Here is a 26783-nt window from a genome sequence, read left to right as displayed (position 1 = left end):
TATGAATAGTTATTTTTTTATTAAGTCCCAAAATTTAAGTGTAGCTTCAAAATCTATAGTAATACTATTATCAGCTACAGATAAATCTTTTATATCTAAATATTTAATAGCCGAGAAATTTAGAATTATATTATCATTGGCTTTATCTACTTGAATAAAATCAGTATCTTCTATAGCTGAAAAAATTTTTTCACTTGAAACAGGAATAAAACCTATAGAGCCTTTTTGGTATTTAAGTAGAATTGTATTATTTTCTGCATAAGGTTTAAATACAAACTTTGTTCTAAAAGGAATTTTATTATATTTAACATTTGCATTTAAAATTAATGAATCACCATCTATTTCAATCTTTAAACCATCTAGATAGTTATTTAAATTAGAGTCTTTTTTTGCAGCTAAAATGCATAAATCTGTAAGTTCCTCCTCATTTAATGTTGTATGAGATTTTAAAGAAAGCTCACTAAGATTTAATTTAAAATCTTTTGGTAAAAATTTATCTACAAAGTCTTTCTCATTAAACTCTATAGTAGAATCCATAGATTTAAGTGTAGTATTTGGATAAAAACCGAAATAATATAAGGCGGCTAAGGAAAAAAATAATGATATAATAACTATTAAAATTTTAATTGATTTTTTCATAATAATATTAAGGCATTATAAAAATAACTGTTAAATTTTATTATTAAAAAGGTAGCTAGGATTTACCTTTTGTATATTTTATATATTTATTAAAATATACCGTAGTTAAATTTACTAAGGCCTCTTTCTCCTATAATAAATTATACCTTAATTTTATAATTTTTAAAGAGTGTATATAAAAATTAGCTTTTAAACTTAATAAATATTAATTTTAAGTATAAAAAAAACCTTTTTAAGTATAAAATGAAAATTTGTAATATAAAAGATGCTACAATATATTAAAATAATATAATAATTAGGGGGAGAGGAAGTTATGGAATATAATAAGCTCAATATTAACTCAAAAAAATCGTGGCTTATAGCAAGGTTAATAACAACTATTATATTTGGAGTTATTTTATACGGTGGACAGTGGTTTTTAAAAAAACAGTTTAATTGGAAGTGGTTAATTAATTATAATACTACTATAAACATAGTTATAGGAATAGTTATGGTATTTTTATTATTAAACACTTTTTTATATCCTATTATAGAATATAATCAATGGAAATACATAATAACTGAAGATAAGGTTGATTTTACAGAAGGGATTTTTATTTTAAAAAGAACTGTAATACCAATTTTAAGAATACAACATATAACAGTTACACAGGGACCTATAAATAAGTTATTTAATTTAGGTGATATATCTATAGTAACTGCTGGAGGTAGTCATAAAATCCCTAACATAGAAATGGCAAAGGCAGAAGAAATAAGTGAATATTTAAAAAGTAAGGTAAAACAAAAGGTGGAAGAAAATGAGTAATTTAGAAAAACCTAATAGAAATCATTGGGTTGTAATTTTATCTCAACTATTTAAAATTATTTATGAATCGATAGTCTTTGTTGCAATAGTCTTTGTTAAGTTAAAATGGTATTACGGAGTTATAATTACTGCTTTAATGGTTATATATTCTATTATTAAATGGAGACGAACTGTATTTTATATAAAAGATAATATGTTAGTCTTAAAGACTGGCGTAATTACTCTTTCAAAACAAGAAATTCCACTTTCTAAAATAACTACTGTAGATACACAGCAAAATATTATAAATAGAATACTTAATGTTTCTACTTTAAAAGTTGATAGTGGAGCTGTTGGTGAGGGGAAATCTGAATTAAAAGTAACAATAAAAACCAATCTTGCAAACAAATATAAAGATGCACTTTTAGAAAATAAAGTTGAGAGCATTAAAATAAAAGATAATGATGATAATGTTATAAAAGCTACAAAAAAAGACATTTTTATTTATGGTTTAACTAAAAACAAATTAGGATGGGTTTTCGGTTTATATGTTTTTCTTTCACAATTTACAGATTTTATAAGTGAAAAAATAGTAAACTCTGTTGGTGATAGTGCTCATAAAATTTTTCTTGGAATGCAGGGTACAATAAGTGGAAAATCTATAATTATTATAATAATGTTAAGCTTACTGTTAACAGTTTTTATATATATTATAGTGGCTTTAGTAGCTACATTGTTAGAGATTATAAAATATAATGATTTTAAGCTTTATAAAAAGAATAAAAAAGTAAACATAGAATATGGATTTTTTACAAAGAAAAAGTACTCATTATCACATAATAAAATACAAGGATTAAAACTAAAGCAAAACTTTATTCAACAATTTGCGGGACTTTATACTATTGAAGGAATAATAGTTGGATACGGTGATATGGAAGATAAAATTGCTATGATCTTTCCTATAGCTAATAAAAATCAAAAGGATAGAATAATAAAAAATATCTTTGATGATTTAGAATTTGAAGGAGATTTTAAAAAGCCAAAGAAAAGGGAGATTAGAAGGTTCATAATAAAAAGGTTGTTAATAACGATTATAATCACTTCTACCATTTGTTATTTTATTCCTAAAATTAACTATAAAGTAAAAATAGGAGTTGTTGTTATATTAGCTTTATGGCAAATAATATTAGGCTACTTAAACTATAAAAATACATCAATAGGTTTAGATGAAAATGTTATAGTTATGTCTAGTGGATCAAGAACCAAAATTACTCACTTAATAAAACAAAAAAGTGTACAATCTATAACAAAAAGTGAAAATTTATTTCAAAGATATTCAGGGGTTTGCGATTTGAACGTAGATATTTGTACAAATAATTTTGGAGAAGTGGTAACAGTTAGACATTTAGATAAAAAATTAATGATAACCTTAGAAGAAAATTTAATAATATAACATAAAAGGTGGATATATATCCACCTTTTATGTTATTTAAACAATATATTCATTAATAATATCTTTTAAAGTTTGTGTATTGTTATTTATAAGTTCGTCAAAAGTTATGTTTTTATTTTTTATTTCAAGTGCAAGTTTGTATAGCATTTTTGGAACACTATCTTCAGTGATATCACCATAAATTTCTCCAAGACATGCTTTCCCATATCCAAAAGCACCACCAATATGAAGCTCGAAACATTTAGTAGAAATATTATTAACTTTTTTCATTTTACCAGTTAATCCAATTTCTCCAACTTGGTGAACACCACAAGAATTAGGACAACCAGAAATGTGAATACTTGGAAGTATATCATCTTCAAGATTATTTTTCTTAAAATAGTCTATTATTGCATTAAGAGTATTTTGACTCTCTGCAACTCCCATTTGACATATTGGTACACCTATGCAAGATACAGATTGTTCAAGCTTATTTTCTCCACCTAGATTTTTAGTAACTTTTAAGATTCTTTCAGATTCTTTTCCATTTAAGTTTATAAAATATAATCCTTCTGTCATAGAAAGTCTAATCATTGGTTTTTCTATTTTTTCAAGTTCATCTAGTATTACTTTGAAATTATCCATAGATAATTGACCACCAATAGGATGGAAGTAAACACTATATAACCCTTGTTGTTTTTGATGTATAAGTCTTGAATTTTTTAAGCTTGTATTTATACCTTTTTTATTATAATTTAGAGGTGTAATATTTAAATCTAAATCATAATTTTCTATTGCAAATGCAAGATGTTTTTTATATTCTTTTATAAAACCATCTACTCCAAGTTTTTCAACTATATATCTAATGCGGGCCTTACTTTTATTTTCATAATTTCCTTCAGCTACAAAAAAATTAGTCATAGCTTCTACATGATACAGCACATCTTTAGGTTCTATTAGTTCATCTAGCTCTATAGCTACTTTACCATTTCTTCCAAGCCCACCACCTAAATATACTCTAAAGTAGTTTTTAGAATCTTTAGTGCAAGCTAAAAAGCCAAGATCTTGAATTGTGCAATGGCCTTCATCATTGTTACTACTAGAAAAAGATACTTTTAATTTCCTAGGCAGTTTATATGTTGTGATTTTGTTAATGAAGTGTTCATTAACAGCTAAAGCATATGGTGTAACATCAAAGGCTTCATTTTTATCTACACCAGAAAGGGGAGACATAGCAACGTTTCTAGGAAAGTTTCCACCACCACCTCTAGTATATATTCCTTTATTTATGCTTTCTTTCATAACAGAACAGACATCTTCAATTGAAAGACCATGAAGTTGAATTGCTTGACGAGTTGTTAAATGAACTTTATCTAAATTATATTCTTTTGCAATTTTATAAATGTCTTTAAGATTTTCTAATGAAGCTACTCCAGAAGGAATTCTAAGTCTTATCATGAAATGTTCACCATCTCTGTGAGAATACACTCCGAAACCTCCAGAAATACCTTTGAAATCTCCTCTTGAAAGCTCTTTGTTAATAAATTTTAAACCGGTTTTTCTAAACTCAGGAATTTCACTTAAAAATAGTTTTTTTAACTCACTCATTAATATCACCTTATATCCTTTTATTTTAAAATTAAAACATTAATAAACTATAAAAATTAAGTTTATACGTTTTCTTATACAATAATCATTTTTAAACATATAATTAGACTTTAAGCATTTTATAGGGATGAAAGCTATAGCTTAAATCTGCTCCTGTAGTAAAAAGTTTAGCTTTAAATATATTTACACATTCTATAATGTAACCTACTTTTGAGTATGCAATTCTTATAAACTGATAAAATTGCAATAAACCCCTTAAACCTTATATTGCAAATATACAACATAAGGTTTAAATATACAATATATGAAAGTTTTAAATGAAAATCATTAAAAAAATTAATGATATAAATATAATGAATAATTTTATATAATAAATATATTATCTTAAGATTATGTATTTAAAAAGTTATATAAATAAAATAGTGGAATATTTTCAGAATAATTTTAAATTTAATGAAGAATAAAAATAATTTAAAGAGGTGGTGCTATTTCATATATAATATTAAAGTTATAAAAATAGAAAAAGCAGCTTTAAAAGCTGCCTTTAAAAATTATTTTATTCTAAATTTATAATAAAATATTAAAGCTACAATTATAAATATAACTACCACAATTAAATATGACGATATTCTAAATGATGAGTTATTAAAATGTAACCATCTAGAACTACTACTTACTTTTGAAGTGCTTTGCTTATATGTAGAACTTTTAGAGTTTGTAGTGGTTTTATTTGTTTCACTACTATTACCTTTAGGAGTAGTAAAACTACCAGACTTTACTTTTGATTCATTTGTAGTTATGTCATTTTTAGATTTTGAACTATTAGATTTTTGATTAGAAAAATTTCCAGAATTAATTTTTGAATCATTTACAGTTTTATCTGTAGACACACTACTTTTAGATTTATCAGTAGTAGATTTTGATTTGGTATCTGTTTTAGGTTTAGAAAAGCTACCGGAACTTGTTTTTGAATTAGTGGTAGATTTACTTTTAGTTACATCGCTCTTAGGCTTAGTTGAAGATTTTGAACTATCAGACTTAGAAAAACTACCAGACTTTACTTTTGAATTAGTTGTAGGCTTATTTTTAGTAACATTACTTTTAGGTTTAGTTGAGGATTTGCTTGTGGAGGTACTAGACTTAGAAAAGCTACCAGAACTAACCTTGGAACTACTTTTAGATTTACTTACAGATGTAGTTTTTGATTTTGAATGACTACTAGATTTAGCAAAAACAACGGCATCATTACTAAAAAATCCAGTGAAAACAAAAATAGATAAGAAAATTACAGCTAAAAATCGAGCTAATTTATTATTCATAACAATTTAGCTTAACAAAAGAATCATATATTTCATCTAAATCTTCTTTAGTAATAGGTAAGTACTCTACTTCACCATTTAGATATTTTACATATTCTAATATATGTTGATTATTTCTATTATTGTTTTCTACTAAGTATATATAATATTTATTTTCTTTTAACTCTTCTAACAGTCCTAGAGGTTCAAAGTTTACATCTCTTTCTTCATCGTTAGAATATAAAGTAATAGTATTTAGCCCCTTAGTTATACAGTTATCCGTCTTATTGCAGTTATGAACATAGTAAGAGGGAAGGCAATTTAAACATTTTTTAAAAGAACAGCTGGATACGCATTTTAAACATTTACACTTTCTACAAAGTTCTAATTTTTTCAAATCGTTAATTATAGTAGATTTATAATCTAAAACTTCAATTTTATATTTTTCATCACTTTTTAAAAAATCAAAAAAGTCTTTTTTATCAGCTTTATAATCTGCATCATCTAACTTATCCAAATAATCTTTTATTATATGAACTTTCTTTATAAAAAATCTACTATTATAATCATCTTCATCTAGCAATTCGCTAATATTATCTATAGATAATATTAATTCAGTATATAAATCTTTATAGTAATTTCTTTCGCTATTTGTAAATTCTTTTATTTTATTCAAGTGCTTCACTTCCTTGTTTATTAAAGTATAAGGTTAAAATCTAATTTTAAAGGTTGAATAGATAAAAAAGTAAAACAAGCTCATAATCATATAAATTAATATTCAATTTTGTATAAAATATTTTTAAATTATTAAATTTAAATGAGAGCTTGCTTACCTATATAGGTTTCAAAGTTTAATTTAAAATTGCTAATTTCAAAACTTGTATAGATCCAATAGTGATGTATGCTCCAAAGTACGTTAAATTCAACATTACATTATTACATTATTACATTTTAGAGGAGCTTATTTCACTATAGTTATCTATATTTGTCTAATTCAGATTTTAAGTCCTGTGAATTTAAATTTTCATTTAAATAGGACTTTAACTCATCTTCCGGATTTTCTTTTTTGAATGATTCTAGACCATTAGCATAATTCTCTTTTTCTTGTATTTTTCTTTCAATGTCATCTATGGAAATGTTAGAATCTTTATTTACATTAGTTAAAATTTCATTAACTTTAGCCTGAGCTTCAGCAGTAGAATATCTTGCAGCAAGCTCTGATTTTTTTGATTTTAATTCTTCAACTTCATTTTCAAGCTTTTTTATATTTTCTTTAACTAAATTAGCACTAGTAGAGATTTTTTCTATAGTAATATTTAAGTTTTCAAGCTTTTTATCTAAATCTTTTTTCTTAACTAAGAATTTAGTTGCTTTTTCTTCATCATTGTTAGATAAGGCTTTTTTAATACCTTCCTCATATTGAGAAATTGTACTTTTAAGTTCATTTACCTCTCTTCTTTTTTCATTGATAGAACCTATAAAAGATGCACTTTCTCTTTTAGCATTATCTACAGCAGTTTGTCTATTTCGTATAGCTATATCTATTTGTTCAATAGGATTTTCTAATCCGTCTAGAACTTTATTTGCTTTACCGCTAAGTATATTTGATAATCTTGTAAAAACTCCCATGTTTAATTACTCCTTTTAAAATAAATTAGTATTATAAAAAACTAATTTATTTTTTAAATTTAATATGTTTTATTATATTATACATAAAATATTAAAAAAAACCAATAAATTCAATAAATTAACAGTAAAGATCAAAATATATTTGTCGAAGTTATAATAAAATTATCTTAATATGACATTGAAATAAGGGGATATTCAAAATTATAATTACAAGTTCTTTGGATAAACTATTATTATTAAAGCTAAAAGGTGGTGTGGTTTTGAAAAAATTAATTAAAGAATTTAAAGAATTTGCAGTAAAGGGTAATGTAATAGATTTAGCTATAGGTGTAGTAATTGGAGGAGCATTTAGTAAAATAGTTACATCTATGGTAAATGATATAATAATGCCAATTGTAGGATTTTTTACAGGAGGAATTAATTTCTCACACTTTGCTATTGAAATTGTTAAGGAAACACAAAATAAGCCAGCAATAACACTGAATTTAGGAATGTTTTTGCAAAACGTGGTAGATTTTTTAATTATAGCATTATCTATATTTATAGTTATAAAATTTATAAATAAGTTTAAGAAAAAATATGAAAAAGAAGAATTGAAAGAAATGAAAATAAATGAAGAGTTAGAAATCTTAAAAGAAATAAGGGATCTTTTAAAAAATAAATAAAATAAATTAAAGTTTCACAAGTTGTTCCCATAAAAATATTATAGTTAGTGATAGTTATAATATTTAACTGCCTAGGGCAAATTTAAGGTGATTTATTAACTAGCAGTAAATTATTAATTCTAAATTCTAAATACATGTTTAAAAATAATTAGATTTAAAAAAGATAAAGTCAGTATAGTTTGACTTTATCTTTTTTTATAATTTTTATATTTAAACTAATAATTAATTCCAGCTGCAAGTATATTTTCTTTATTCATAGAACTACAAGGTGTAACACCATAAGTCATATTGCAGTGTGGACATTTATCCACATGTGTAGTCATTATAAATGTATTACCGCAAGAACATTGTATTTCATGTTCAACCCTCATTCTTAAAGTCCCTTTTTCTTTACTTCTTACTAAATCTACTATAGCTTTTCCGTCTTTTTCTAATCCGGTACATCCACAACTCATATTTAAATCCTCCTAAAATGTAAACTTTAAATTAAAACATTATTTTATTCATGTAATTTTTATAGTTTAATAACTTGAATATATTAAGTTAGAAAGTATATTTTAACTCATTTATTTTATTATATAAAATATTTTCACGAAAATCCGTAACTAATGTTACCAATTCTTGATTTTTATAAAATATTATGCTCTTTATATATTATTAGATTTGTAGTATAATTTTAAAAGATTAATAAAAGGTGAATCATGATTCATAAAAAATAAATTTAAGAAAGAAGGAACTATTTATGGAGTCAAATAATACAGATTTAAGCAAAGGTAATATAGGAAACTTATTATTTAAATTAGCTACTCCAGCTATCATAGCTCAAATAGTAAATGTACTATATAACATAGTGGATAGAATTTTTATAGGAAGAATAGAAAATGGAGATATAGCTATGGCGGGTGTTGGTATTGCTTTTCCTATAATTATGATAATATCTGCTTTTGCAGCTTTAATCGGAATGGGTGGGGCACCACTTGCTGCTATAAAAATGGGTGAAAAAGATAATGATAGTGCAGAAAAAATACTTAGCAATAGTTTTTCAATGCTTATAATAATATCATTAATTTTAACTGTTACATTTTTAATTTTTAATGAGCCAATATTATGGGCTTTTGGTGCGAGTAATGCAACTATAGGGTTTGCAAAGGAGTATTTAATTATATATTTAATAGGTACAATATTTGTTCAAATATCATTAGGGATGAATCCTTTTATAAATACTCAAGGTTTTGCAAAAATAGGAATGATGACTGTACTTATTGGTGCTGCTATAAACATATTATTAGATCCGATTTTTATATTTGTATTTGATATGGGTGTTAAAGGGGCAGCAATAGCTACAGTTACTGCTCAATTTGTTTCAGCATTATGGGTTATATTCTTTTTGTTTGGGAAAAAAAGTATTTTAAAAATAAGAAAAAAATATATGGTTCCAAATTTAAAAATCATTTTTCCGATTATAACGTTAGGAGTTGCACCATTTATAATGCAATCCACTGAAAGCTTAGTTTTAATTACATTGAATAATAAACTTCAGGTATATGGTGGTGATTTAGCAGTAGGAGCTATGACTATAATGAGTAGTATTAGTCAAATAGTAACGCTACCACTTACAGGGCTTACTCAAGGTGCACAACCAATAATAAGTTATAATTTTGGAGCAAAGAATATTGATAGAGTTAAAGAGACTTTTAAACTGTTATTGAAATCTTCGATAATTTATGCTGTAGTTGTATGGATATCGCTTATGGTGTTTCCGGAGATTTTTGTAAGTATATTTAATAACAAACCAGAACTTTTAGCTATAACTTCTTGGAGTATAAAAATATTCTTTGGTGGAATTTTTGCAATAGGAGCTCAAATAGCATGTCAACAAACTTTCTTAGCATTAGGACAAGCTAAAACATCGCTATTTCTTGCATTGTTAAGAAAAATAGTACTTCTTATACCGTTAACATTTATAATTCCTATTTTTATGGAAAATAAACTTCAAGGAGTATTACTTGCAGAGCCAGTTGCAGATATAATTGCAGCAATTACTACAGTAACTTGTTTTACTATATTTTATAAAAAAACATTGACTAAAATGGAAAATCAACTTAATTAACTATTTAATTGCTTAAGATATAACTTAGAAAATTATAGATGTAAAGAGGCTGTACAAGAATGTAATTTTATAACTTACTTCTGTATAGCTTTTTTATATTTATTTAGGTTATTTTTTTGTTTTAGAATTAATTTATACCTATATAGGAATAATAATTTTAAACATTACAGATAAGGAGGGTTTTTAGTGTCAATTGAAGAAAAATTAAAAGTTATTCCACTAGGTGGTTTAGGGGAAATAGGAAAAAATATTACAGCTATAGAATATAAAGAAGAAATTATAGTTATAGATTGTGGAGCAGCATTTCCAGATGAAGAAATGTATGGTGTAGATTTAATAATACCAGATGTTACTTATTTACTTAACAATAAAGAAAAGGTAAAGGGAATTTTTATAACCCATGGTCATGAAGATCATATAGGTTCACTACCTTATATATTAAAACAAATAAATGTACCTGTATATGGTAGTAAATTAACTTTAGGAATAATTGAAAAAAAGCTAAAAGACAGTAATTTAAAGTTTGAATATAAATTAAATGTAGTTGCTCCTGGTAATATTATAAAACTTGAAAATTTAGCAATAGAATTTATAAGAACAACTCATAGTATTGCAGATTCTTGTGCCATAGCAATTCATACTCCACTTGGAACAATACTTCATACTGGTGATTTCAAAATAGATTACACACCAATTGATGGATTATTTATGGATTTACAAAGAATATCTGAGATAGGAAAAGAAGGTGTATTGCTTTTAATGGCCGATAGTACTAATGCAGAGAGAGGTGGCCATACTATATCAGAAAAATCCATTGGAGAAACTTTAAATAAAATATTTTCTAAAGCTGATGGCCGTGTAATTGTAGCTACATTTGCGTCTAATATTCATAGAATGCAACAAATAATAAACTCATCTATCAAACATGGACGAAAAGTTGCTTTTAGTGGAAGAAGTATGGAGAGTATATCAGAAGTTGCAAGGGAGTTAGGATATTTACACATACCAGATGATTTTGTTATAGAAGTTGATGAAATTGCTGGAATGGATAATGATAAAGTTACTATAGTAACTACAGGAAGTCAAGGAGAACCAATGGCAGGATTGGCACGAATAGCTTTTTCTACTCATAAAAAAATCAAAGTAGAACCAAAGGATTTATTTATTATATCTGCATCACCAATTCCAGGTAATGAAAAATTAATATCAAGGGTTATTAATCAGTTATTTAAAAAAGGGGCAGATGTAATATACGAGGCTTTAGAAGAAGTACACGTATCAGGTCATGCTTTTAGGGAAGAATTAAAATTGATGCATAGATTAGTACAGCCTAAATATTTCATACCAATACATGGAGAATATAGACATTTAAAACACCATAAAGATTTAGCAGAAAGCTTAGGTATGGAAGAAAATAAAATATTTATATTGGAAAATGGTAGTGTCTTCGAAGCAACAAAAGATAATGCAAAATTATGTGGAAAAGTTAAAACAGGGAATATACTAGTGGATGGTCTTGGTGTAGGTGATGTAGGAAATATAGTGCTTAGAGACAGAAGACATTTAGCACAAGAGGGAATGGTGACTATTGTTGTTGCAATAGAAAGAGAAAGTTATACACTAATTTCAGGTCCAGATGTCATAACTCGTGGATTTGTTTATGTAAAAGAGTCAGAAGAGTTAATAGGTAAAGTAAAAGAGGTTGCTAAGAAAGAATTAGAATATGCACTAGAAAATCAAATAATTGAGTGGTATCTTTTAAAATCTAATATGAAAAGAGCAGTTGAGACACTAATATACGAAAAGACTAAAAGAAGACCTACAATTTTACCTATTATAATGGAAATTTAAAAAAATAAAGAGACTGTATTTTATACAGTCTCAAGTTTTAGTTAACTATAGCTAGTAAAGTTTCTGGTTCAGTTATAAATTTAACACCTTCAGGAAGAGGTATATCTTTTACATAAATTTTATCGTTATATTCTTTATCGCCAACATATAACTCTATAAATTCAGGTATCTTTTCAACTTCACCTTGAAGTTCAACTTCATTTAAGAAGTTTTCTACAACTAATCTCTTTAAGGCAAGGTTTTCATGACCTTTAAGACTTACTGAAAGTTTTAATTTAATTATCTCTTTTTCAACAACTTGTTGGAACTCAACGTGCAATATTTTTCCTGACACTGCATCTTTATCAACTTTCTTAACGACACAAAGTTTTGAAGTTCCATTAAGATTAAGTTTTATTATTGAACCTTCAGAATTTGATCTAAGTAATTTAATTAATGTAGAATTGTCAATTTTAACTGGTATATTTGTTTCTAAACATTTCCCAAATATTATTCCAGGAACTTCTCCATGTGCTCTTACTTTTTTACCTTTTTCATTTGCATTTCTTTCTTTTATATCAACTATATTCATATCTTAAACTCCTTAACTGTAAAATTATTTTTTTTGTCATTATTACTTATAAAATTAAATTCTAAAGCAATTTAAGATAATACTTCACATATTAGGAGGCCTTAAATCTGCTTAAGAAATTGTAAGTACCCCTCCACATATGCATCACTCTCCTTTTAGGTTATAGTATTAACTCTATTTTAACTGGAAAAAAAATAAAATAAAGGGAATATAGTAAATGTTTACATTTTGTTAATAAATATTATAAAAAATGTTAAAATAAACAATAATTTGTAAAATATATTTGCAAATAGTAAAAAAAATATGTTATTATAATACATGAAACGCTATAGAATTATTTTATTAGGGAGAATTTATGATAGAAACTATTTTTTTAGCTTTTTTAATTGGAAAAATAAAAGGGTATAAAATAAAGCCTATATTTAAAACTTGGCAGATATATCCTCCGATATTCTTAGAAATAATTTGTTTTATATTACAAATTAATATTTTTCGTGGAAATTATCATACTATAATTTATTTTAAAAATATAAAGACAATTTATTTAATGTCCTATATATTTTTAATTTTAAAATATAAAGAATATGTACAAGCTATTATAGGGTCTGTATTTATCTTTATAGGTAGTTTTTTGAATAAAATAGCTATATTAAAAAATAATGGTAAGATGCCTGTGTTTCCAACTTTATCATATAAAACTGGGTATGCTACAAAGGAAGCTTTTAATATAGTTAAAGATATACATATATTAGGTGATGAAAATAGTAGTGTGATTTTTTTAACAGATATCTTTGATTTAGGATACAGTGTTTTAAGCATAGGAGATATATTAATTCGTGCTTATGTATTTATTATAATTTACACTTCTATTAAGTTGGAAAGTAAAAAACAAGAACAAGACGAAAATAGTTCATTAAAAGTAATATAAAATAAATATAATAAGATTTTAGGATTAAATTTTATACTTTTAAACAAACAAATGAGAAATTCCTGTATATATGGAGGTGTAAAAAAAGATGCTTAGTTTATCTTTTTTAGAAATAGTGTGCAGAGTATTGCCTGAAAGTCTTATAATTTTATTTGGCATGTATACATTTTCAAGAACAGAATTTAATATGAAAAATTATATAAATTCTAATATAGTATTGGTTATTTGTATATACATTATAAGGAAATTGCCTATAAATTTTGGAGTTCATACTATTTTAAATATACTTATATTAGTGGTGATAAGCCATATCTTGAATAATATAGATGTGATTTCAAGTGTTAAGATAGCAATTAAACTATCTATACTTCAATTTTTTAGTGAAGGTCTTAATATATTATTTATTAAAAACATTTTAAATAAAAATATAGTTTACATTTTTAATGATAGTTATATGAAAGTTATGTATGGTTTACCATCTTTGGTAATTTTCATTGCTTTAATAAGTTTAATAAGGTATGGATTTGGAAGGGAAAGTGAAGAGTTTTAAATTATGCTTAAAATAGTAAATGCAATCTCTAAATGGATGGCAATAAAATTAGATTTAGATGATGAAAAAAAAGATGTTATAGCGTATGGTATGTTTGCATTCTTTCAAAGTATATTTTGTATTTTATTAGTAATTATAGTAGGATTCATTTTTCATGTACTTGTAGAAGCATTAATAATATCATTTTCTATAGCTATTTTAAGAAAATCTTCTGGTGGAATTCATGCAAGTACTCCAGGAATATGCGCAATAGTAGGAACTTTAGTGCCTATAATTTGTTCTTTGATTATAAAAAATATTAATATAACATTATATGTAGTTATATTTTTTGGAGTAATAGCATTTTTAATATCTTATATGTTAGTATATAAGTTAGCGCCGGTAGATAGTATAAAAAAACCTATAAAAAATACAAAAAAACGCTTAAAACTTAAAAGAAAATCTATAATAACAATTAGTGTATATTTAGTTTTAGTCATATTAAATCTTATAGCATATTACATATGGGAAAGCTATGATTTAATGGTTTATTCTTTATGTATTTGTAGTGGGATGTTATGGCAAGTTTTTACGCTTACTAAAATAGGACATCTTTTGTTAAGTAAATTAGATGATTTTTTAAGTAATATAATTAGTTATGAGGCATGTGAAAAAAGATAGTAGATTATAATTACAAAAGAAACAAGTAAATTAATTTATTATTTAATTTAATATGCCATATAAGGGAGGGGAATTTTATGAGAAAATCTAGAAACAAAATATTAATGTTAGTAGCAACAGCTATGACAGTTGTAGCTTCAACAGTAGCATCAGCAGCATGTTACTGGGCATTTTATCAACCAGAAGAACCTAAAAGTTTAAGAGATGAATAGGAAATAAAGATCGGTTTATCCGGTCTTTATTTTAAAAATTAAGTAAAAAAGGGTAAATTCTATGAAAGATAGTGAAAAAGTAAAGATAAAACAAATCAATGATATTGTATCTATAGTAAAAATAGCATCATTATTTTTTGTTACTATAATATTTTTTGATGTGATGTTTCAAAAAAATGGATACTTAGATATGTTTATATACAATAATATAGATTTTATATGTTTTATGCTTCCTATTCTTTTATTAACAGGTATTTATACACTTTGGACATTTTCAATTAGCAGGAGATATTGTGAAAAAAGTCATAAGAAAATACATATAATTGAAAATATGATTTTTGTAGTATTATTATTCTTTTGTATAATTGTTTCAGGTGGTTATACTAGTGAATATAAATTAATATTTCTATTTATAATTATAACCTCTACCATACAGTGTGGCATGAATCATGGGTTGCTTATAGCGGCTAGTTCATCCATCTTAATATTAGCATTAGATTTAATATGTGGACCTAATAAAAGTGTTAATCAATATTTTCAAAGGGATTTAATATTAAGTGGTATTTTTATGTTAACTGCTTGGCCCCTTGGTTATTATGTAAAAATAGAAAAAGAACACATCAAAGAGTTAGAAAAAGCAATTAACAAAGATGGATTAACAAATGTATATAATCATAGATATTTTCAAGATAAAATACGAGAACAAATAAAAATAGCAAAAGAAGCTAAGGATTCTGTTGGTATTATATTTTTAGATATAGATTTCTTTAAAAATTATAATGATCTTTATGGCCACCAAAATGGAGACAAGGTTCTTTTTAAGGTGGCAAAACTATTAGAACAAAATGTTAGAAAATGTGATATAGTTTCAAGATATGGCGGTGAAGAATTTTCAATTATTCTACCTTCAATAGATGAATGTGAACTTATAAAGATTGCTGAAGACATAAGAAAAATTATTGAAAAATATAAGTTTTATGGGGAAGAAAATCAACCTAAAGGTAAACTTACAGTGTCAATAGGGGTTTCTTTATATCCGTCTAAAGCTGATGATGCAGAAGAACTTATTAAAACCGCTGATGATGCTTTATACAGAGCTAAATTTTTAAGTAGAAATAGAACAGAGTTTTATGAGTGTATTTTTGAAGGAATTAATTTTAATGTATGTAAAGAGGATGCTGAGAAAATAACTTCTATAAAAACATTGATAAGTGTTATAAATTCTAAGGATAAGTATACCTATGGTCATTGTGAAAGAATGGTTTTTTACACTAAATTAATAGGTGATAAAATCAAATTAAGTAATAATGATATAAAAACATTAGTATATTCAGCTTATCTTCATGATGTAGGAAAAATTCATATTGATAAAGATATATTAACTAAAAAGTCCACTTTAAATGAGAAGGAGTGGAATATTATAAAGGAACATCCCATAAAAGGTGCTGAGCTTATAAGCCAAATTAATCCATTAAAGGATATATCTGAAATAATATTGCATCATCATGAAAGGTATGATGGAAATGGTTATCCAAGTAAATTAAAAGGAGAAGAAATACCCTATTTATCTAGAGTATTGACGGTAATTGATAGTTTTGATGCTATGACATCAAACAGACCATATGGAAAAAAGAAAGATTATAAGGAGGCAATTGAAGAATTGAAAAGATGTAGTGGTTCTCAATTTGATCCGGATATTGTTAGGATTTTTATAGATGCTATATATGAAAAAAAAGATATGTTGGAATTTTAAACTTTATGAAAATATATGATTGTTTAAATTTAATAATAATCATATATTTTTTTATTTTTAAAAAGAATAACTTAAAATTTATGCTAAACTTTAAGTTATCCCTTTAAATCTTTAAATCATTGGTGTTAAGTAAGTTTTTTTAGTGGTTTTGTTAATAAGTTTTGAGGCTATATCATTTATAATTGCAACACCTGCTTTTATTTCATCTACATTAGTGCCAGCAAAACTAATTCTTATAGTCTTATTCATATTATCACATTTGGAAGTATAAAATATTTTACCTGGTACTAAAAGCACATCTTTTTTTGCACATTCTAAATAGAGTTTTGTTGCATCTAATTCTTTAGGCAGCGTTAACCAAAAATTAAGTCCACCCTGTGGTTTAAAAAAAGTTATACCATACTTTTCAAGTTTATTAAGTTCATATACCATTGCATCATATTTACTTTTATAAATATTTTTCATATAAGATAAATGATTTTCCCATTGTCCTTTTTCAAAATATATATGAAGTGCCCTTTGTATTAAACCAGATGAAGAAATATCAGTTGTGTGTTTAGCCATCATAAATTTATCAACAATTATTTCAGGACAAGTTACAAAACCTATTCTTAAACCTGGCATTAAAAGTTTAGAGAAACTTTTTACATATATTACACGGTCATTTGTATCTAATGATTTTAAAGTTGTATTCATAGAAAGGTTAGAAAATGAAAGACCTGCTAATGAATCATCTTCAACTATATAAAAATTATATTTATCAGCCATTTTTAAAATTTTGTATAGTTTTTCTTCACTATAAGATATTGTAGTTGGATTTTGAAATTTAGTCATAAGATACACAAGTTTTGGATGATATTTCTTTACATTTTCTTCTAAAATATCAGTATCTATACCATCCTGTAACATTGGTACTCCTACAATTTGAGCGTCTCTAGATTTAAAAACAGAAACAGCGCCACTATAAGTAGGATTTTCAGTTATAACATAATCACCAGGGTTTAAAAGGCATTTTCCAATAATATCAATACCTTGTTGCGCACCAGAAACTATTTGTATAAAATCTGATGGAACCTTTATTGAATTTGATCTTAATAAATAATCAGAAAGAGCTTCGCGTAAAGGTTCATAGCCATTACTTTCTTGATATCCGAATGCAAAGCCTTTATCTCTATCAAGAACTTCGTTTAATGCACTTTTAAATATATCTACAGGAAATATGCTAGGGTCTGGCGTAGCACTAGCAAAGTTAATTGCATTTTCAGAAATTTCAATTTGGCCACTAGTCATAAGTTTTATATTTTCGTATTCATAATCGTAGTCATCATTTTGTATCGGTGAAAAATATTTTTTTGTAGTATCGCTCGGTACAATTTTTTTAAATTTTTTATCTTTGATATAATATCCACTACCTTTAACAGCAGTAACATAATCATTAACTTCTAAATGCTTATATGCATTTACTATAGTTACATTATTTACATCAAGTTTTGTAGCTAATTTACGTATAGGTGGAAGCTTATCACCAATAGATAGTTCATTTTTATCTATAAGTTTTTCTATACTATTAGCAATTTGCATATACATTGGAACGCTACAATTTTTATCCAATTGTATCGATAAAGTATCCATTAAAAACATTCCTTTCGAAAATTGTATTATAAATCTTAAAATTGTATTGACAACCTTAAAATTGTATGCAATAATTTAATTGTTTAAACGATACAAAATATATTTTTAGTACATATATCTATAAATAAAAACAAATTGTATCGTTACACTTATTATATATTAATATTTTAGTTTTGTAAAGGGGAGATATTATGGGGAACAAATATGAATCAAAGAAAAATATTGCCGAAATGTTAAAAGGCGGAGTAATTATGGATGTTGTAAATGTAGAGCAGGCTAAAATAGCTGAAAAAGCAGGAGCTGTTGCAGTGATGGCTTTAGAACGTGTTCCATCAGACATAAGAAAACAAGGTGGAGTTGCAAGAATGTCTGATCCTAAAATGATAAGAGAAATAAAAAAAGCAGTATCTATTCCTGTAATGGCAAAAGTAAGAATAGGACACTTTGTTGAAGCTCAAATTTTAGAAGCGATACAAATAGATTATATAGATGAAAGTGAAGTTTTAACACCAGCAGATGAAGATTTTCATATAGATAAAAAAGCTTTTAATATTCCATTTGTATGTGGTGCAAGAAATCTTGGAGAAGCTTTGAGAAGAATAGGAGAAGGAGCCCTAATGATAAGAACTAAGGGTGAAGCTGGAACAGGTAATGTAGTGGAAGCAGTTAGACATATGAGACAAGTTACAGATGATATAAAAAAAGTAAAAAGTGCTACAAGGGAACAACTGATGACAATTGCCAAAGACATGGGAGCACCTTTTGATTTAATAGAATATGTTTATGAAAATGGAAAGTTACCAGTTGTTAATTTTGCAGCAGGTGGTATAGCTACACCAGCAGATGCAGCACTTATGATGCAACTTGGTTGTGATGGAGTTTTTGTAGGATCTGGAATATTTAAATCTTCTAATCCAGAAAAAAGAGCAGAAGCTATAGTAAAAGCAGTAAAATATTACAATAAGCCAGAAATTCTTGCTCAAATATCAGAGGATTTAGGAACGGCAATGGATAGTCTTGATATAAGAGAAATTCCGGAAAACAGTTTATATGCTAATAGAGGATGGTAGTATACAATCAGTAAAGATATTTATATGTTATTAAAAAGATTATAGGATTATTTCATTTAAAATTTTTATGGCTATAAATAAGTAAAAAGTAAAATGAAAATATTTTAGAGTTATTGAATAAATTTGAAGAGGAGCGTGTTTCTCTATAGACTATGTCAAAATAAAATTAAAGTTTTGACATAGTTTTTATTTTTTATCTAGATGTTTTCTATGGCTATAGATTTATTGTTAATAAGGTAAACTAATGTTATAATAAAGAACTAAAGGAATTTTTATGAAACGTAAATATTAAGGTCATAAATTACATATTAAGGAGAGTTATATGCTTAGGTTTTTAGATAGTGGAGAATCCCATGGAAAAGCTTTGGTAGCAATATTAGAAGGACTGCCAGCTAATTTTTGTTTAGATTTAGATTTTGTAAATAATGAACTTTCTAGAAGACAATGTGGCTATGGTCGTGGCAACAGAATGAAAATTGAGAAGGATAAAGCGGAAATTTGGTCAGGATTAAGAGGCAATAAGACAACAGGAAATCCAATGTCTATCATAATCTTTAATAAAGACTATGAAAATTGGAAAGAATTTATGGAAAATGAGACAAAGGATGAGGAAAAAATAGTAATTCCAAGACCAGGACATGGTGATTTAGTTGGTTATTTTAAATATAATACTACAGATATAAGAGATACTATAGAGCGAAGTTCTGCAAGGGAAACTGCTATAAGAACAGCTGTTGGTGCCGTATGCAAAAATATGCTTTTAGAACTTGGTATTGAAATAAGAAGTAAAGTTAACTCTATTGGTCCTTATAAAGACAGTAATATGGATTTATTCGATAATAGAGTATATGAAAGAATAAATAATAGCGATGTTAGGGTGTTTGATAAAACAACTGAAATAAAAATGAAAAAACTTATAGACTATTGTAAAGATAAAGGGGATACTGTAGGTGGTAGTATAAAGGTTGAAGTAAAAGGTGTTCCACTAGGACTTGGAAGTTATGTCCACTATGATAGAAAACTTGATGGCATTTTATCAATGGCAATTATGTCTTTGCAAGGAATTAAAGCTGTTGAAATAGGGGATATATTAAATAAAGATAAAGTTTTTGGTAGTGAATTTTTAGATGAAATGTACTTTGAAAATAAAAAACTAAAAAGGGCTTCCAATAATGGTGGAGGAATAGAAGCTGGAGTCTCTAACGGTGAAAATATAAAATTAACAGCTTATATGAAACCAATCCCATCTGTAAAACTACCGTTACAATCTGTAAACTTAAAAGAAAATACTAATGTAACTACTCGTTATGAACGTTCAGATGTTTGTGGTGTTGTACCAGCATCAATTGTAATTGAAAACATTGTTGCATTTGAAATATTAAAAGAAATATTAAAAGTATATCAACAGGATGATTTTAACAAATTAAAGGATAACATACAAAAACTTTAAGGCATATGAAAAGAGATAAGAGATTGAAAATTTTAGTCATATTTATAAGAAAAAAAGAAGATGAAATTCAGAGATAGTAGTTGTATGTCTGGATTTTTCCAATGAAGTATTTGGAATAAATAGGCAAAAATATTCATTTATTATTTATTTGATTATTCCTAATATAGAAATATGAGGTGATTATATGAGTAAAGAAAAAATGCTTATTTTAGATGGTCATAGTTTAATGTATAGAGCATTTTATGCTATGCCTAATTTAAGTAATTCGGAAGGATTATTTACAGGTGCTATATATGGATTTTCTAATATGCTATTTAAAATGATAGATGAAATAGAGCCGGACTATATAGTAGCTACTTTTGATAGGTCTAAACCAACCTTTAGACATGAAAGCTTTCAAGATTATAAAGCTGGTCGTAAAACTATGCCAGATGAACTTAGAATGCAATTTCCAATTGTTAAAGATATGCTTAATAAAATGGCAATAAATATTTTTGAGTTAGATGGTTTTGAAGCAGACGATTTAATAGGGACATTAGCTACATATGTTGAAAAAGAAGGTATGGAAGTATATATAGTTACAGGAGATAAAGATGCTCTTCAACTTGCAACTGAAAATATAAAGGTTGTTATAAATAAAAAAGGCGTAACCGAAAAAGAAATTTATGATGAAAAAAGAATGATAGAAGAATATGGCGTAACTCCAGAAGAATTTATAGATGTAAAAGGACTTATGGGGGATAAATCGGATAACATACCAGGTGTTCCTGGAGTTGGGGAAAAAACAGCTTTTAAACTTATAAAAGAATTTAAAAGTATTGAAAATCTTCTTCAAAATTTAGATAAGGTAAGTGGTAAAAAACTTAAAGAAAATTTACTTGAAAATAGCGAGCAAGCTATATTTAGCAAGAAGTTAGCTACTATTGTAAAAAATGCTCCTATTGATATTAATATGGATGAAATAAAATCTAAAAAAGAGTATGATACAAATGGATTAAAAGAACTTTTCTTTAAATTAAAGTTTAAAGCTCATATAGATAGATTAAACAAAGAAGATGGAAATTGCAGCAAAGAAAATAACTGTGATATAGAATTTGAATTAATAGAAAACATAGATGAATTAAAAAAATTATTAACTATAAATAGTGAAAAAGCATTTTTTACATTTAATATAAAAGATGAGAATGTTTTCTCTAAAATATATTTAGAAAAATTATATATGCGTTTTGATAATAAATATTATGTAATAAATATAAAGACTATAAAGGAAGAGAATCTAGAGGAAACTTTAAAAGTTTTAAAAGAGTTCTTTGAAAATGAGAAAATAGAAAAAGTATCTCATAATGTTAAAAATCTTTATAAAGTTTTACAAAAGGATGGTATAGAGCTTAAATCATTAGAATTTGACACAGAGATTGCAGCTTACTTAATAGATTCATCAAAGTCCGAATATAGTTTAAAAACTTTATCATCTAATCTTTTAATGGAAACTGTTGAATCAGAAGATGAAGATAAATTACAAATAACTTTACTTTCTAAACTAGAAAGAATATATGAATTAGAAAAAGAAAAAATTGAACAGTTAAATATGCAAGAACTATTATACGATATAGAACAGCCATTAACTAAAGCTATTGCTGATATGGAAAAGGAAGGTTTTAAGATAGATAGAACTACCCTTGAAGATCTTGGAGTAGCATTTAAGGGAGAATTAGACAGCTATACAAGTGAAATTTATGGTCTTGCAGGGGAAGAGTTTAATATAAATTCTCCAAAACAGCTTGGAAAGATATTATTTGAAAAATTGGATTTACCTATAATTAAAAAAACTAAAACAGGATATTCTACAAATGCAGAAGTTTTAGAAGCTTTAAAAGATAAGCATCCAATAATAAACAAAATAACTTATTACAGACAACTTTCAAAAATTTATTCTACTTACGTAGAAGGATTAAAGCCTGTAATAGACGTAGATGATAAAATTCATTCTAGCTTTAATCAAACAGTTACTACAACAGGAAGGCTTTCAAGTACAGAGCCTAATCTTCAAAATATACCTATAAAATACGAAATGGGTAGAAAAATAAGAAAGGCATTTATTTCACATAATGATGAATCTGTATTACTATCTGCAGATTATTCTCAAATAGAACTAAGGGTTCTTGCACATATTTCACAGGATGATAATTTAATAAACGCCTTTAAAAAGCACAATGATATTCATACTATAACTGCATCAGAAGTCTTTAATGTAAGTGTAGATGAAGTTACTAAAACAATGAGAAGTAATGCAAAGGCCGTAAATTTTGGAATTGTATATGGTATAGGAGATTTCAGTCTTTCTCAAGATTTAGGTATAACAAGAAAAGAAGCTAAAGAATATATAGAAACTTATCTTTCTAGATACCCAAAGGTAAAGGATTATATAGATAACATAGTTGATGAGGCAGAAAAAACAAGTTATGTTACAACAATTTTAAATAGAAGAAGATTTATACCAGAAATATTATCTTCTAACAAAATACTTAAAGCATTAGGTAAAAGATTAGCAATGAATGCACCAATACAAGGTAGTGCAGCAGATATAATAAAAGTTGCAATGGTTAAGGTGAACAATGAGCTTAAAAAAGGAAACTTTAAAAGTACACTTATACTTCAGGTTCATGATGAACTTATATTAAATGTATATAAAGATGAACTTGATGATATAAAAGAACTTGTAAAAAAATCAATGGAAGAAGTTTTAACTTTAAATGTCCCCCTAGAAGTAGACATAAATACAGGAAATACATGGTATGACACAAAGTAATACTATAGTAGTAGGACTTACAGGTGGTATAGGAAGTGGAAAAAGTACAATATCTAAAATGATAATGGAACAAGATATAAGTATAATTGATGCCGATAAAATCTCAAGGGAAGTTTTAAATATTTATCCAGAAATTCTTTTAAAGATAAAAAATGAATTCGGAGAAGAATATTTTTATGAAGATGGTTCTTTAAATAGAAAAAAGTTAGGACAATATGTATTTTCTAGTGAAATATTAAAAAAAACTTTAGAAAATATCATAATACCCTATATAAAAAGAGAAATATTTGATAAAATAAAAAAGTGCAGAGAAAATATGGAAGAAATTGCAATAGTCGATGCACCAACATTAATAGAAAATAATCTGCAAATTTATATGGATTATGTTATTCTAGTTATGGTTGATGAAAAAACTCAAATTCTAAGGGTAATAAAAAGAGATTTACAATCTAAAGAAGAGGTTTTAAAGAGGATAAGAAATCAACTTTCACTAGAAGAAAAAATCCAATACGCAGATTATGTAATTGACAATAGTAAAGATTTAGATTTTACTAAAAGTCAATTAGCACATATCTTAAATGATATATTACTAAGGGGGAAAAATGAGAAAATTTAAAGCATTAATTAAGTTAGCTTTGATAGCTTTAGTAATTATCTTAGTCTTTAATCACGATGCTATATTAAAAAATATGTATCCTCTACAGTATGAAGGTTACATAATAACCTATTCAAGAGAATATAGCGTTGATCCTAATTTAGTAGCGGCAGTCATTAAAGCAGAAAGTAAATTTGAAAACAAGGCAGTCTCTCATAGAGGTGCTTATGGATTAATGCAAATAATGCCTGATACTGCTGATTGGATCGCATCCCAAAGTGGAATGGGGGAAATAACTTATGATGCTTTGTATGACCCTGAAACCAATATAAAAATGGGATGTTGGTATCTTAATAATCTTAGCACTGAATTTGAAGGAGATTTAGACCTTATGCTTGCAGCATATAATGGTGGAAGAGGTAATGTTCAAAAATGGTTAAAAGATGATAATTATTCTAAAGACGGAGAAAATCTTCATGCTATACCATTCAAAGAAACTAAAAACTATGTAGAAAAAGTTAATAAGAATTATAATATGTATAAAAAAATATATGATTTGAAATAACTACAATTTAAAATGATAAAATTTATTGAAATAAATAACTAGTTTAGTCCTTAAAGATTAAACTAGTTATTTTTCTTTTTATTAAGTGTAGATAATGTTTTAAAATTAGACTATATAAAAAAATTCATAAATTTGTTATAATTTTAAATATGACTTCATATAAAAATAATTTTTATTAGAAATCCAGTATAAATTTTAGAAGGGATGTGCCTTAATGGCTGAATATAATTTAAAAAGTAAAAAAAGTTTTTTAACTATATGTAAAGCTTTAAAAAAAGATGATATAAAACTTATAGCTATTCAAAGCTATAATAGATTCTATAAAATTGGTGAGTTTTCTGTTACTTTTGGTGAAAAGTGTTGTTATGAGTATGTTTTAGCTACAATATTAAAGCATTATAATAAAGATGTATTAAATAAAATAGATGAAAAAATTATGTTAGTATTTTTAGAAATGTATAATCCAACAATGTTTAAAGAAAGTTTAAAACCTATTATAAAGGAAAGTAAAATAGATTATAAAGAAGAATGGTTAGTAGCTATAGATTATTTTAGTAAATATCATAGTTGGATTGAAGATGAGATATATGGTAGAGAACTTGAAGATAGTTTAAAAAATAATCTAGGACCTTTTGCTTTAATTGATTTAGAGATAAATAAATCAGAGAGTGGTTATCAATGTCCATTCTGTAAAGAACATATGAACAGTATTAATTTTGCAGATAACAGACCCTTTGAACTTTCTACATATGAAGGGATAAAACGTATTGATACAATATATAGTTGTAATAAATGTAAAGTATTTGTAGCACCACAACAGGATAAAAATATGAATGAGGATAAAATGTACTATAAAAAAATGATATCTTCTAATAATTACAAGATACATTTGGATATATTTAAAGGTAATTTATAAAATTTATTATATTTTAAAAAAATATATATAGTAAATGAAAGATTACATATACTATTATAAGGCAATGGAAATAATAAGCCTCTTTATCATGTAAAAAAGTAGGTGGTATTATTAGCAAGAATTATGCTTTATTAAAAAATAAACTTTTAAAGTACAATATATCAAGTGATATAGACATTGATAAAAAAGTATATCATTATACTAATATTAGTGCTTTATACCAAATTTTAACCCAAAAATCATTAATGGTTACTAATAGTGAATTTTTAAATGACAGAGAAGAAATATTATATAGTATAGATATTATAGAAGAAATATATAAAACTATTGACAATGGAGTTATAGACATAAAGACTTTAAAAAAACTACTAGTTGATTCATTAAAATATAAATTTATTTTAAGTTTTTCTTTAAATAATGATTCAATAGGACTTTGGGGAAACTATACTAACTTTGAGGGATATAACATTGAAGTTGATTTAAAAAATATAGTAGGTTCAAAAGAAAATTTTAAAAAATATATAATTGCAAATAATAAAAGCATTACTCCAAAAGGAAACAATGCATTTTATCATGAAGCTTTTGGAAAAGTTATATATGATACTGTAGAACAAAAGGAAATTTTAAAAAGTTTAATATTAATACTGAACCAATCTTTAGATAAAAGTTTCAATTTAACAGAAGAAGAAAGAAAAATTATTAAAGAAGATGTTTTATCAAAAATACTTTACTATATAAATATATTTAAACATCCTGGATTTAAACAGGAAGAAGAATATAGGCTTGTTTTTACTTTAAATAAAGATAGTTATGATAGAGTTATTAAATTTACTAATAGAAATGGTGTAATTATACCTTATATAGAGATTAAGTTTATAAACAAAGATGGTAAATGGGAAATTCCCATAACATCCATAACTATTGGTCCTAAAACCAATATAGAACTTGCTCAAAAGGGTCTTGAAAGATTATTAGAATTACATCAATTGTACCTAGATAGTAAAGGGGAAAAAGAAGATATAACTATAGTAAAATCTCAAATACCATATCGTTAAT

25 protein-coding genes are annotated in these 26783 nt (G+C 25.8%); 17 read left to right on the top strand and 8 right to left on the bottom strand.

What is annotated here, in order from left to right:
* Positions 1 to 9: 9 nt before the first annotated feature.
* Positions 10 to 639, bottom strand: a complete 630-nt coding sequence (locus ACYUE0_RS12720; RefSeq protein ID WP_061995632.1) for a hypothetical protein — start codon at positions 637 to 639, stop codon at positions 10 to 12.
* A 313-nt stretch (positions 640 to 952) separates the two neighbouring features.
* Here ACYUE0_RS12720 and ACYUE0_RS12715 point away from each other — a divergent pair, with 313 nt between their 5' ends.
* Both ACYUE0_RS12715 and ACYUE0_RS12710 read left to right on the top strand, forming a co-directional pair.
* On the top strand, positions 953 to 1444 hold the full coding sequence (locus ACYUE0_RS12715; protein WP_061995633.1) for a PH domain-containing protein: 492 nt from the start codon (positions 953 to 955) through the stop codon (positions 1442 to 1444).
* Entirely contained in the window at positions 1437 to 2876 is a 1440-nt protein-coding gene (locus ACYUE0_RS12710) for a PH domain-containing protein (RefSeq protein WP_460270874.1), read from the top strand. The genes ACYUE0_RS12715 and ACYUE0_RS12710 overlap by 8 nt, the downstream gene beginning before the upstream one ends.
* A gap of 36 nt (positions 2877 to 2912) precedes the next feature.
* Here ACYUE0_RS12710 and ACYUE0_RS12705 read toward each other — a convergent pair whose 3' ends face one another.
* The 4 genes from ACYUE0_RS12705 to ACYUE0_RS12690 form a co-directional block, all read right to left on the bottom strand.
* Complete coding sequence (locus ACYUE0_RS12705; protein ID WP_460270873.1) at positions 2913 to 4463, bottom strand: nitrite/sulfite reductase; 1551 nt, start codon at positions 4461 to 4463, stop codon at positions 2913 to 2915.
* A gap of 551 nt (positions 4464 to 5014) precedes the next feature.
* Complete coding sequence (locus tag ACYUE0_RS12700; protein WP_460270871.1) at positions 5015 to 5782, bottom strand: hypothetical protein; 768 nt, start codon at positions 5780 to 5782, stop codon at positions 5015 to 5017.
* Complete coding sequence (locus ACYUE0_RS12695; RefSeq protein WP_460270869.1) at positions 5775 to 6437, bottom strand: hypothetical protein; 663 nt, start codon at positions 6435 to 6437, stop codon at positions 5775 to 5777. Before ACYUE0_RS12695 ends, ACYUE0_RS12700 begins: the two co-directional genes overlap by 8 nt.
* A gap of 299 nt (positions 6438 to 6736) precedes the next feature.
* Complete coding sequence (locus tag ACYUE0_RS12690; RefSeq protein ID WP_460270868.1) at positions 6737 to 7390, bottom strand: PspA/IM30 family protein; 654 nt, start codon at positions 7388 to 7390, stop codon at positions 6737 to 6739.
* Positions 7391 to 7650: 260 nt separating this feature from the next.
* Between ACYUE0_RS12690 and mscL the strand changes: the two genes are divergently transcribed.
* Positions 7651 to 8055 (top strand): large-conductance mechanosensitive channel protein MscL, encoded by a 405-nt coding sequence (gene mscL / locus ACYUE0_RS12685; RefSeq protein WP_460270867.1) that lies wholly within the window; start codon positions 7651 to 7653, stop codon positions 8053 to 8055.
* A 215-nt stretch (positions 8056 to 8270) separates the two neighbouring features.
* Here the strand turns inward: mscL and ACYUE0_RS12680 are convergent, their stop codons facing one another.
* Positions 8271 to 8510, bottom strand: a complete 240-nt coding sequence (locus ACYUE0_RS12680) for a hypothetical protein (RefSeq protein ID WP_460270866.1) — start codon at positions 8508 to 8510, stop codon at positions 8271 to 8273.
* A gap of 287 nt (positions 8511 to 8797) precedes the next feature.
* Between ACYUE0_RS12680 and ACYUE0_RS12675 the strand changes: the two genes are divergently transcribed.
* Together ACYUE0_RS12675 and ACYUE0_RS12670 are read left to right on the top strand one after the other, a co-directional pair.
* On the top strand, positions 8798 to 10165 hold the full coding sequence (locus tag ACYUE0_RS12675; RefSeq protein ID WP_460270865.1) for an MATE family efflux transporter: 1368 nt from the start codon (positions 8798 to 8800) through the stop codon (positions 10163 to 10165).
* A gap of 186 nt (positions 10166 to 10351) precedes the next feature.
* A complete protein-coding gene (locus tag ACYUE0_RS12670) occupies positions 10352 to 12016 on the top strand; it encodes a ribonuclease J (protein WP_460270864.1) in 1665 nt (554 codons plus the stop codon).
* A gap of 37 nt (positions 12017 to 12053) precedes the next feature.
* Here the strand turns inward: ACYUE0_RS12670 and ACYUE0_RS12665 are convergent, their stop codons facing one another.
* Positions 12054 to 12587 carry a 50S ribosomal protein L25 gene (locus ACYUE0_RS12665; protein ID WP_061995643.1) on the bottom strand — a complete coding sequence of 178 codons (534 nt, stop codon included), beginning with the start codon at positions 12585 to 12587 and terminating at the stop codon, positions 12054 to 12056.
* A gap of 355 nt (positions 12588 to 12942) precedes the next feature.
* Here ACYUE0_RS12665 and ACYUE0_RS12660 point away from each other — a divergent pair, with 355 nt between their 5' ends.
* The 5 genes from ACYUE0_RS12660 to ACYUE0_RS12640 all read left to right on the top strand — a co-directional run bounded on the left by ACYUE0_RS12660 (position 12943) and on the right by ACYUE0_RS12640 (position 16690).
* Positions 12943 to 13515, top strand: coding sequence for a DUF5317 family protein (locus ACYUE0_RS12660; protein WP_460270862.1), 573 nt, complete (start codon positions 12943 to 12945; stop codon positions 13513 to 13515).
* An 88-nt stretch (positions 13516 to 13603) separates the two neighbouring features.
* Positions 13604 to 14065 carry a hypothetical protein gene (locus tag ACYUE0_RS12655; RefSeq protein WP_061995645.1) on the top strand — a complete coding sequence of 154 codons (462 nt, stop codon included), beginning with the start codon at positions 13604 to 13606 and terminating at the stop codon, positions 14063 to 14065.
* Between the two features lie 3 nt (positions 14066 to 14068).
* Positions 14069 to 14725: an accessory gene regulator ArgB-like protein gene (locus tag ACYUE0_RS12650; RefSeq protein WP_460270861.1), complete on the top strand. Its 657-nt coding sequence runs from the start codon at positions 14069 to 14071 to the stop codon at positions 14723 to 14725.
* Between the two features lie 77 nt (positions 14726 to 14802).
* Positions 14803 to 14937, top strand: coding sequence for a cyclic lactone autoinducer peptide (locus tag ACYUE0_RS12645; RefSeq protein WP_010295521.1), 135 nt, complete (start codon positions 14803 to 14805; stop codon positions 14935 to 14937).
* 61 nt (positions 14938 to 14998) lie between these two features.
* Positions 14999 to 16690, top strand: a complete 1692-nt coding sequence (locus ACYUE0_RS12640) for a bifunctional diguanylate cyclase/phosphohydrolase (RefSeq protein ID WP_199869401.1) — start codon at positions 14999 to 15001, stop codon at positions 16688 to 16690.
* Between the two features lie 111 nt (positions 16691 to 16801).
* Here ACYUE0_RS12640 and pdxR read toward each other — a convergent pair whose 3' ends face one another.
* Entirely contained in the window at positions 16802 to 18322 is a 1521-nt protein-coding gene (gene pdxR / locus ACYUE0_RS12635; protein WP_460270860.1) for a MocR-like pyridoxine biosynthesis transcription factor PdxR, read from the bottom strand.
* A gap of 191 nt (positions 18323 to 18513) precedes the next feature.
* On the opposite strand from pdxR, the gene pdxS reads away from it, so the two are divergent.
* The 7 genes from pdxS to ACYUE0_RS12600 all read left to right on the top strand — a co-directional run bounded on the left by pdxS (position 18514) and on the right by ACYUE0_RS12600 (position 26782).
* Positions 18514 to 19392: a pyridoxal 5'-phosphate synthase lyase subunit PdxS gene (gene pdxS / locus ACYUE0_RS12630; RefSeq protein ID WP_061995649.1), complete on the top strand. Its 879-nt coding sequence runs from the start codon at positions 18514 to 18516 to the stop codon at positions 19390 to 19392.
* A 322-nt stretch (positions 19393 to 19714) separates the two neighbouring features.
* Positions 19715 to 20842 carry a chorismate synthase gene (gene aroC, locus ACYUE0_RS12625; RefSeq protein ID WP_460270859.1) on the top strand — a complete coding sequence of 376 codons (1128 nt, stop codon included), beginning with the start codon at positions 19715 to 19717 and terminating at the stop codon, positions 20840 to 20842.
* A 184-nt stretch (positions 20843 to 21026) separates the two neighbouring features.
* On the top strand, positions 21027 to 23651 hold the full coding sequence (gene polA, locus ACYUE0_RS12620) for a DNA polymerase I (RefSeq protein WP_460270858.1): 2625 nt from the start codon (positions 21027 to 21029) through the stop codon (positions 23649 to 23651).
* On the top strand, positions 23638 to 24267 hold the full coding sequence (gene coaE / locus ACYUE0_RS12615) for a dephospho-CoA kinase (RefSeq protein ID WP_061995652.1): 630 nt from the start codon (positions 23638 to 23640) through the stop codon (positions 24265 to 24267). The genes polA and coaE overlap by 14 nt, the downstream gene beginning before the upstream one ends.
* Positions 24254 to 24811 (top strand): lytic transglycosylase domain-containing protein, encoded by a 558-nt coding sequence (locus ACYUE0_RS12610; protein ID WP_061995653.1) that lies wholly within the window; start codon positions 24254 to 24256, stop codon positions 24809 to 24811. The genes coaE and ACYUE0_RS12610 overlap by 14 nt, the downstream gene beginning before the upstream one ends.
* A gap of 214 nt (positions 24812 to 25025) precedes the next feature.
* Complete coding sequence (locus tag ACYUE0_RS12605; RefSeq protein WP_460270857.1) at positions 25026 to 25727, top strand: hypothetical protein; 702 nt, start codon at positions 25026 to 25028, stop codon at positions 25725 to 25727.
* A 245-nt stretch (positions 25728 to 25972) separates the two neighbouring features.
* Positions 25973 to 26782: a DUF2971 domain-containing protein gene (locus tag ACYUE0_RS12600; RefSeq protein WP_061995655.1), complete on the top strand. Its 810-nt coding sequence runs from the start codon at positions 25973 to 25975 to the stop codon at positions 26780 to 26782.
* Position 26783: the final 1 nt, after the last annotated feature.

The sequence above is a fragment of the Clostridium sp. CTA-19 genome (genome assembly GCF_054767855.1).
The sequence above is the reverse complement of the archived record's forward strand: the minus strand, read 5'-3'. Positions and strand labels throughout refer to the sequence as shown.

What these genes read in the sequence shown, in the direction of transcription:
- ACYUE0_RS12720 (WP_061995632.1), bottom strand. Translation starts at nt 639, where the DNA reads ATGAAAAAATCAATTAAAATTTTAATAGTTATTATATCATTATTTTTT.
- ACYUE0_RS12715 (WP_061995633.1), top strand. Translation starts at nt 953, where the DNA reads ATGGAATATAATAAGCTCAATATTAACTCAAAAAAATCGTGGCTTATA.
- ACYUE0_RS12710 (WP_460270874.1), top strand. Translation starts at nt 1,437, where the DNA reads ATGAGTAATTTAGAAAAACCTAATAGAAATCATTGGGTTGTAATTTTA.
- ACYUE0_RS12705 (WP_460270873.1), bottom strand. Translation starts at nt 4,463, where the DNA reads ATGAGTGAGTTAAAAAAACTATTTTTAAGTGAAATTCCTGAGTTTAGA.
- ACYUE0_RS12700 (WP_460270871.1), bottom strand. Translation starts at nt 5,782, where the DNA reads ATGAATAATAAATTAGCTCGATTTTTAGCTGTAATTTTCTTATCTATT.
- ACYUE0_RS12690 (WP_460270868.1), bottom strand. Translation starts at nt 7,390, where the DNA reads ATGGGAGTTTTTACAAGATTATCAAATATACTTAGCGGTAAAGCAAAT.
- ACYUE0_RS12680 (WP_460270866.1), bottom strand. Translation starts at nt 8,510, where the DNA reads ATGAGTTGTGGATGTACCGGATTAGAAAAAGACGGAAAAGCTATAGTA.
- ACYUE0_RS12675 (WP_460270865.1), top strand. Translation starts at nt 8,798, where the DNA reads ATGGAGTCAAATAATACAGATTTAAGCAAAGGTAATATAGGAAACTTA.
- ACYUE0_RS12665 (WP_061995643.1), bottom strand. Translation starts at nt 12,587, where the DNA reads ATGAATATAGTTGATATAAAAGAAAGAAATGCAAATGAAAAAGGTAAA.
- ACYUE0_RS12660 (WP_460270862.1), top strand. Translation starts at nt 12,943, where the DNA reads ATGATAGAAACTATTTTTTTAGCTTTTTTAATTGGAAAAATAAAAGGG.
- ACYUE0_RS12655 (WP_061995645.1), top strand. Translation starts at nt 13,604, where the DNA reads ATGCTTAGTTTATCTTTTTTAGAAATAGTGTGCAGAGTATTGCCTGAA.
- ACYUE0_RS12650 (WP_460270861.1), top strand. Translation starts at nt 14,069, where the DNA reads ATGCTTAAAATAGTAAATGCAATCTCTAAATGGATGGCAATAAAATTA.
- ACYUE0_RS12645 (WP_010295521.1), top strand. Translation starts at nt 14,803, where the DNA reads ATGAGAAAATCTAGAAACAAAATATTAATGTTAGTAGCAACAGCTATG.
- ACYUE0_RS12640 (WP_199869401.1), top strand. Translation starts at nt 14,999, where the DNA reads ATGAAAGATAGTGAAAAAGTAAAGATAAAACAAATCAATGATATTGTA.
- pdxR (WP_460270860.1), bottom strand. Translation starts at nt 18,322, where the DNA reads ATGGATACTTTATCGATACAATTGGATAAAAATTGTAGCGTTCCAATG.
- pdxS (WP_061995649.1), top strand. Translation starts at nt 18,514, where the DNA reads ATGGGGAACAAATATGAATCAAAGAAAAATATTGCCGAAATGTTAAAA.
- aroC (WP_460270859.1), top strand. Translation starts at nt 19,715, where the DNA reads ATGCTTAGGTTTTTAGATAGTGGAGAATCCCATGGAAAAGCTTTGGTA.
- polA (WP_460270858.1), top strand. Translation starts at nt 21,027, where the DNA reads ATGAGTAAAGAAAAAATGCTTATTTTAGATGGTCATAGTTTAATGTAT.
- coaE (WP_061995652.1), top strand. Translation starts at nt 23,638, where the DNA reads ATGACACAAAGTAATACTATAGTAGTAGGACTTACAGGTGGTATAGGA.
- ACYUE0_RS12610 (WP_061995653.1), top strand. Translation starts at nt 24,254, where the DNA reads ATGAGAAAATTTAAAGCATTAATTAAGTTAGCTTTGATAGCTTTAGTA.
- ACYUE0_RS12605 (WP_460270857.1), top strand. Translation starts at nt 25,026, where the DNA reads ATGGCTGAATATAATTTAAAAAGTAAAAAAAGTTTTTTAACTATATGT.
- ACYUE0_RS12600 (WP_061995655.1), top strand. Translation starts at nt 25,973, where the DNA reads ATGGTTACTAATAGTGAATTTTTAAATGACAGAGAAGAAATATTATAT.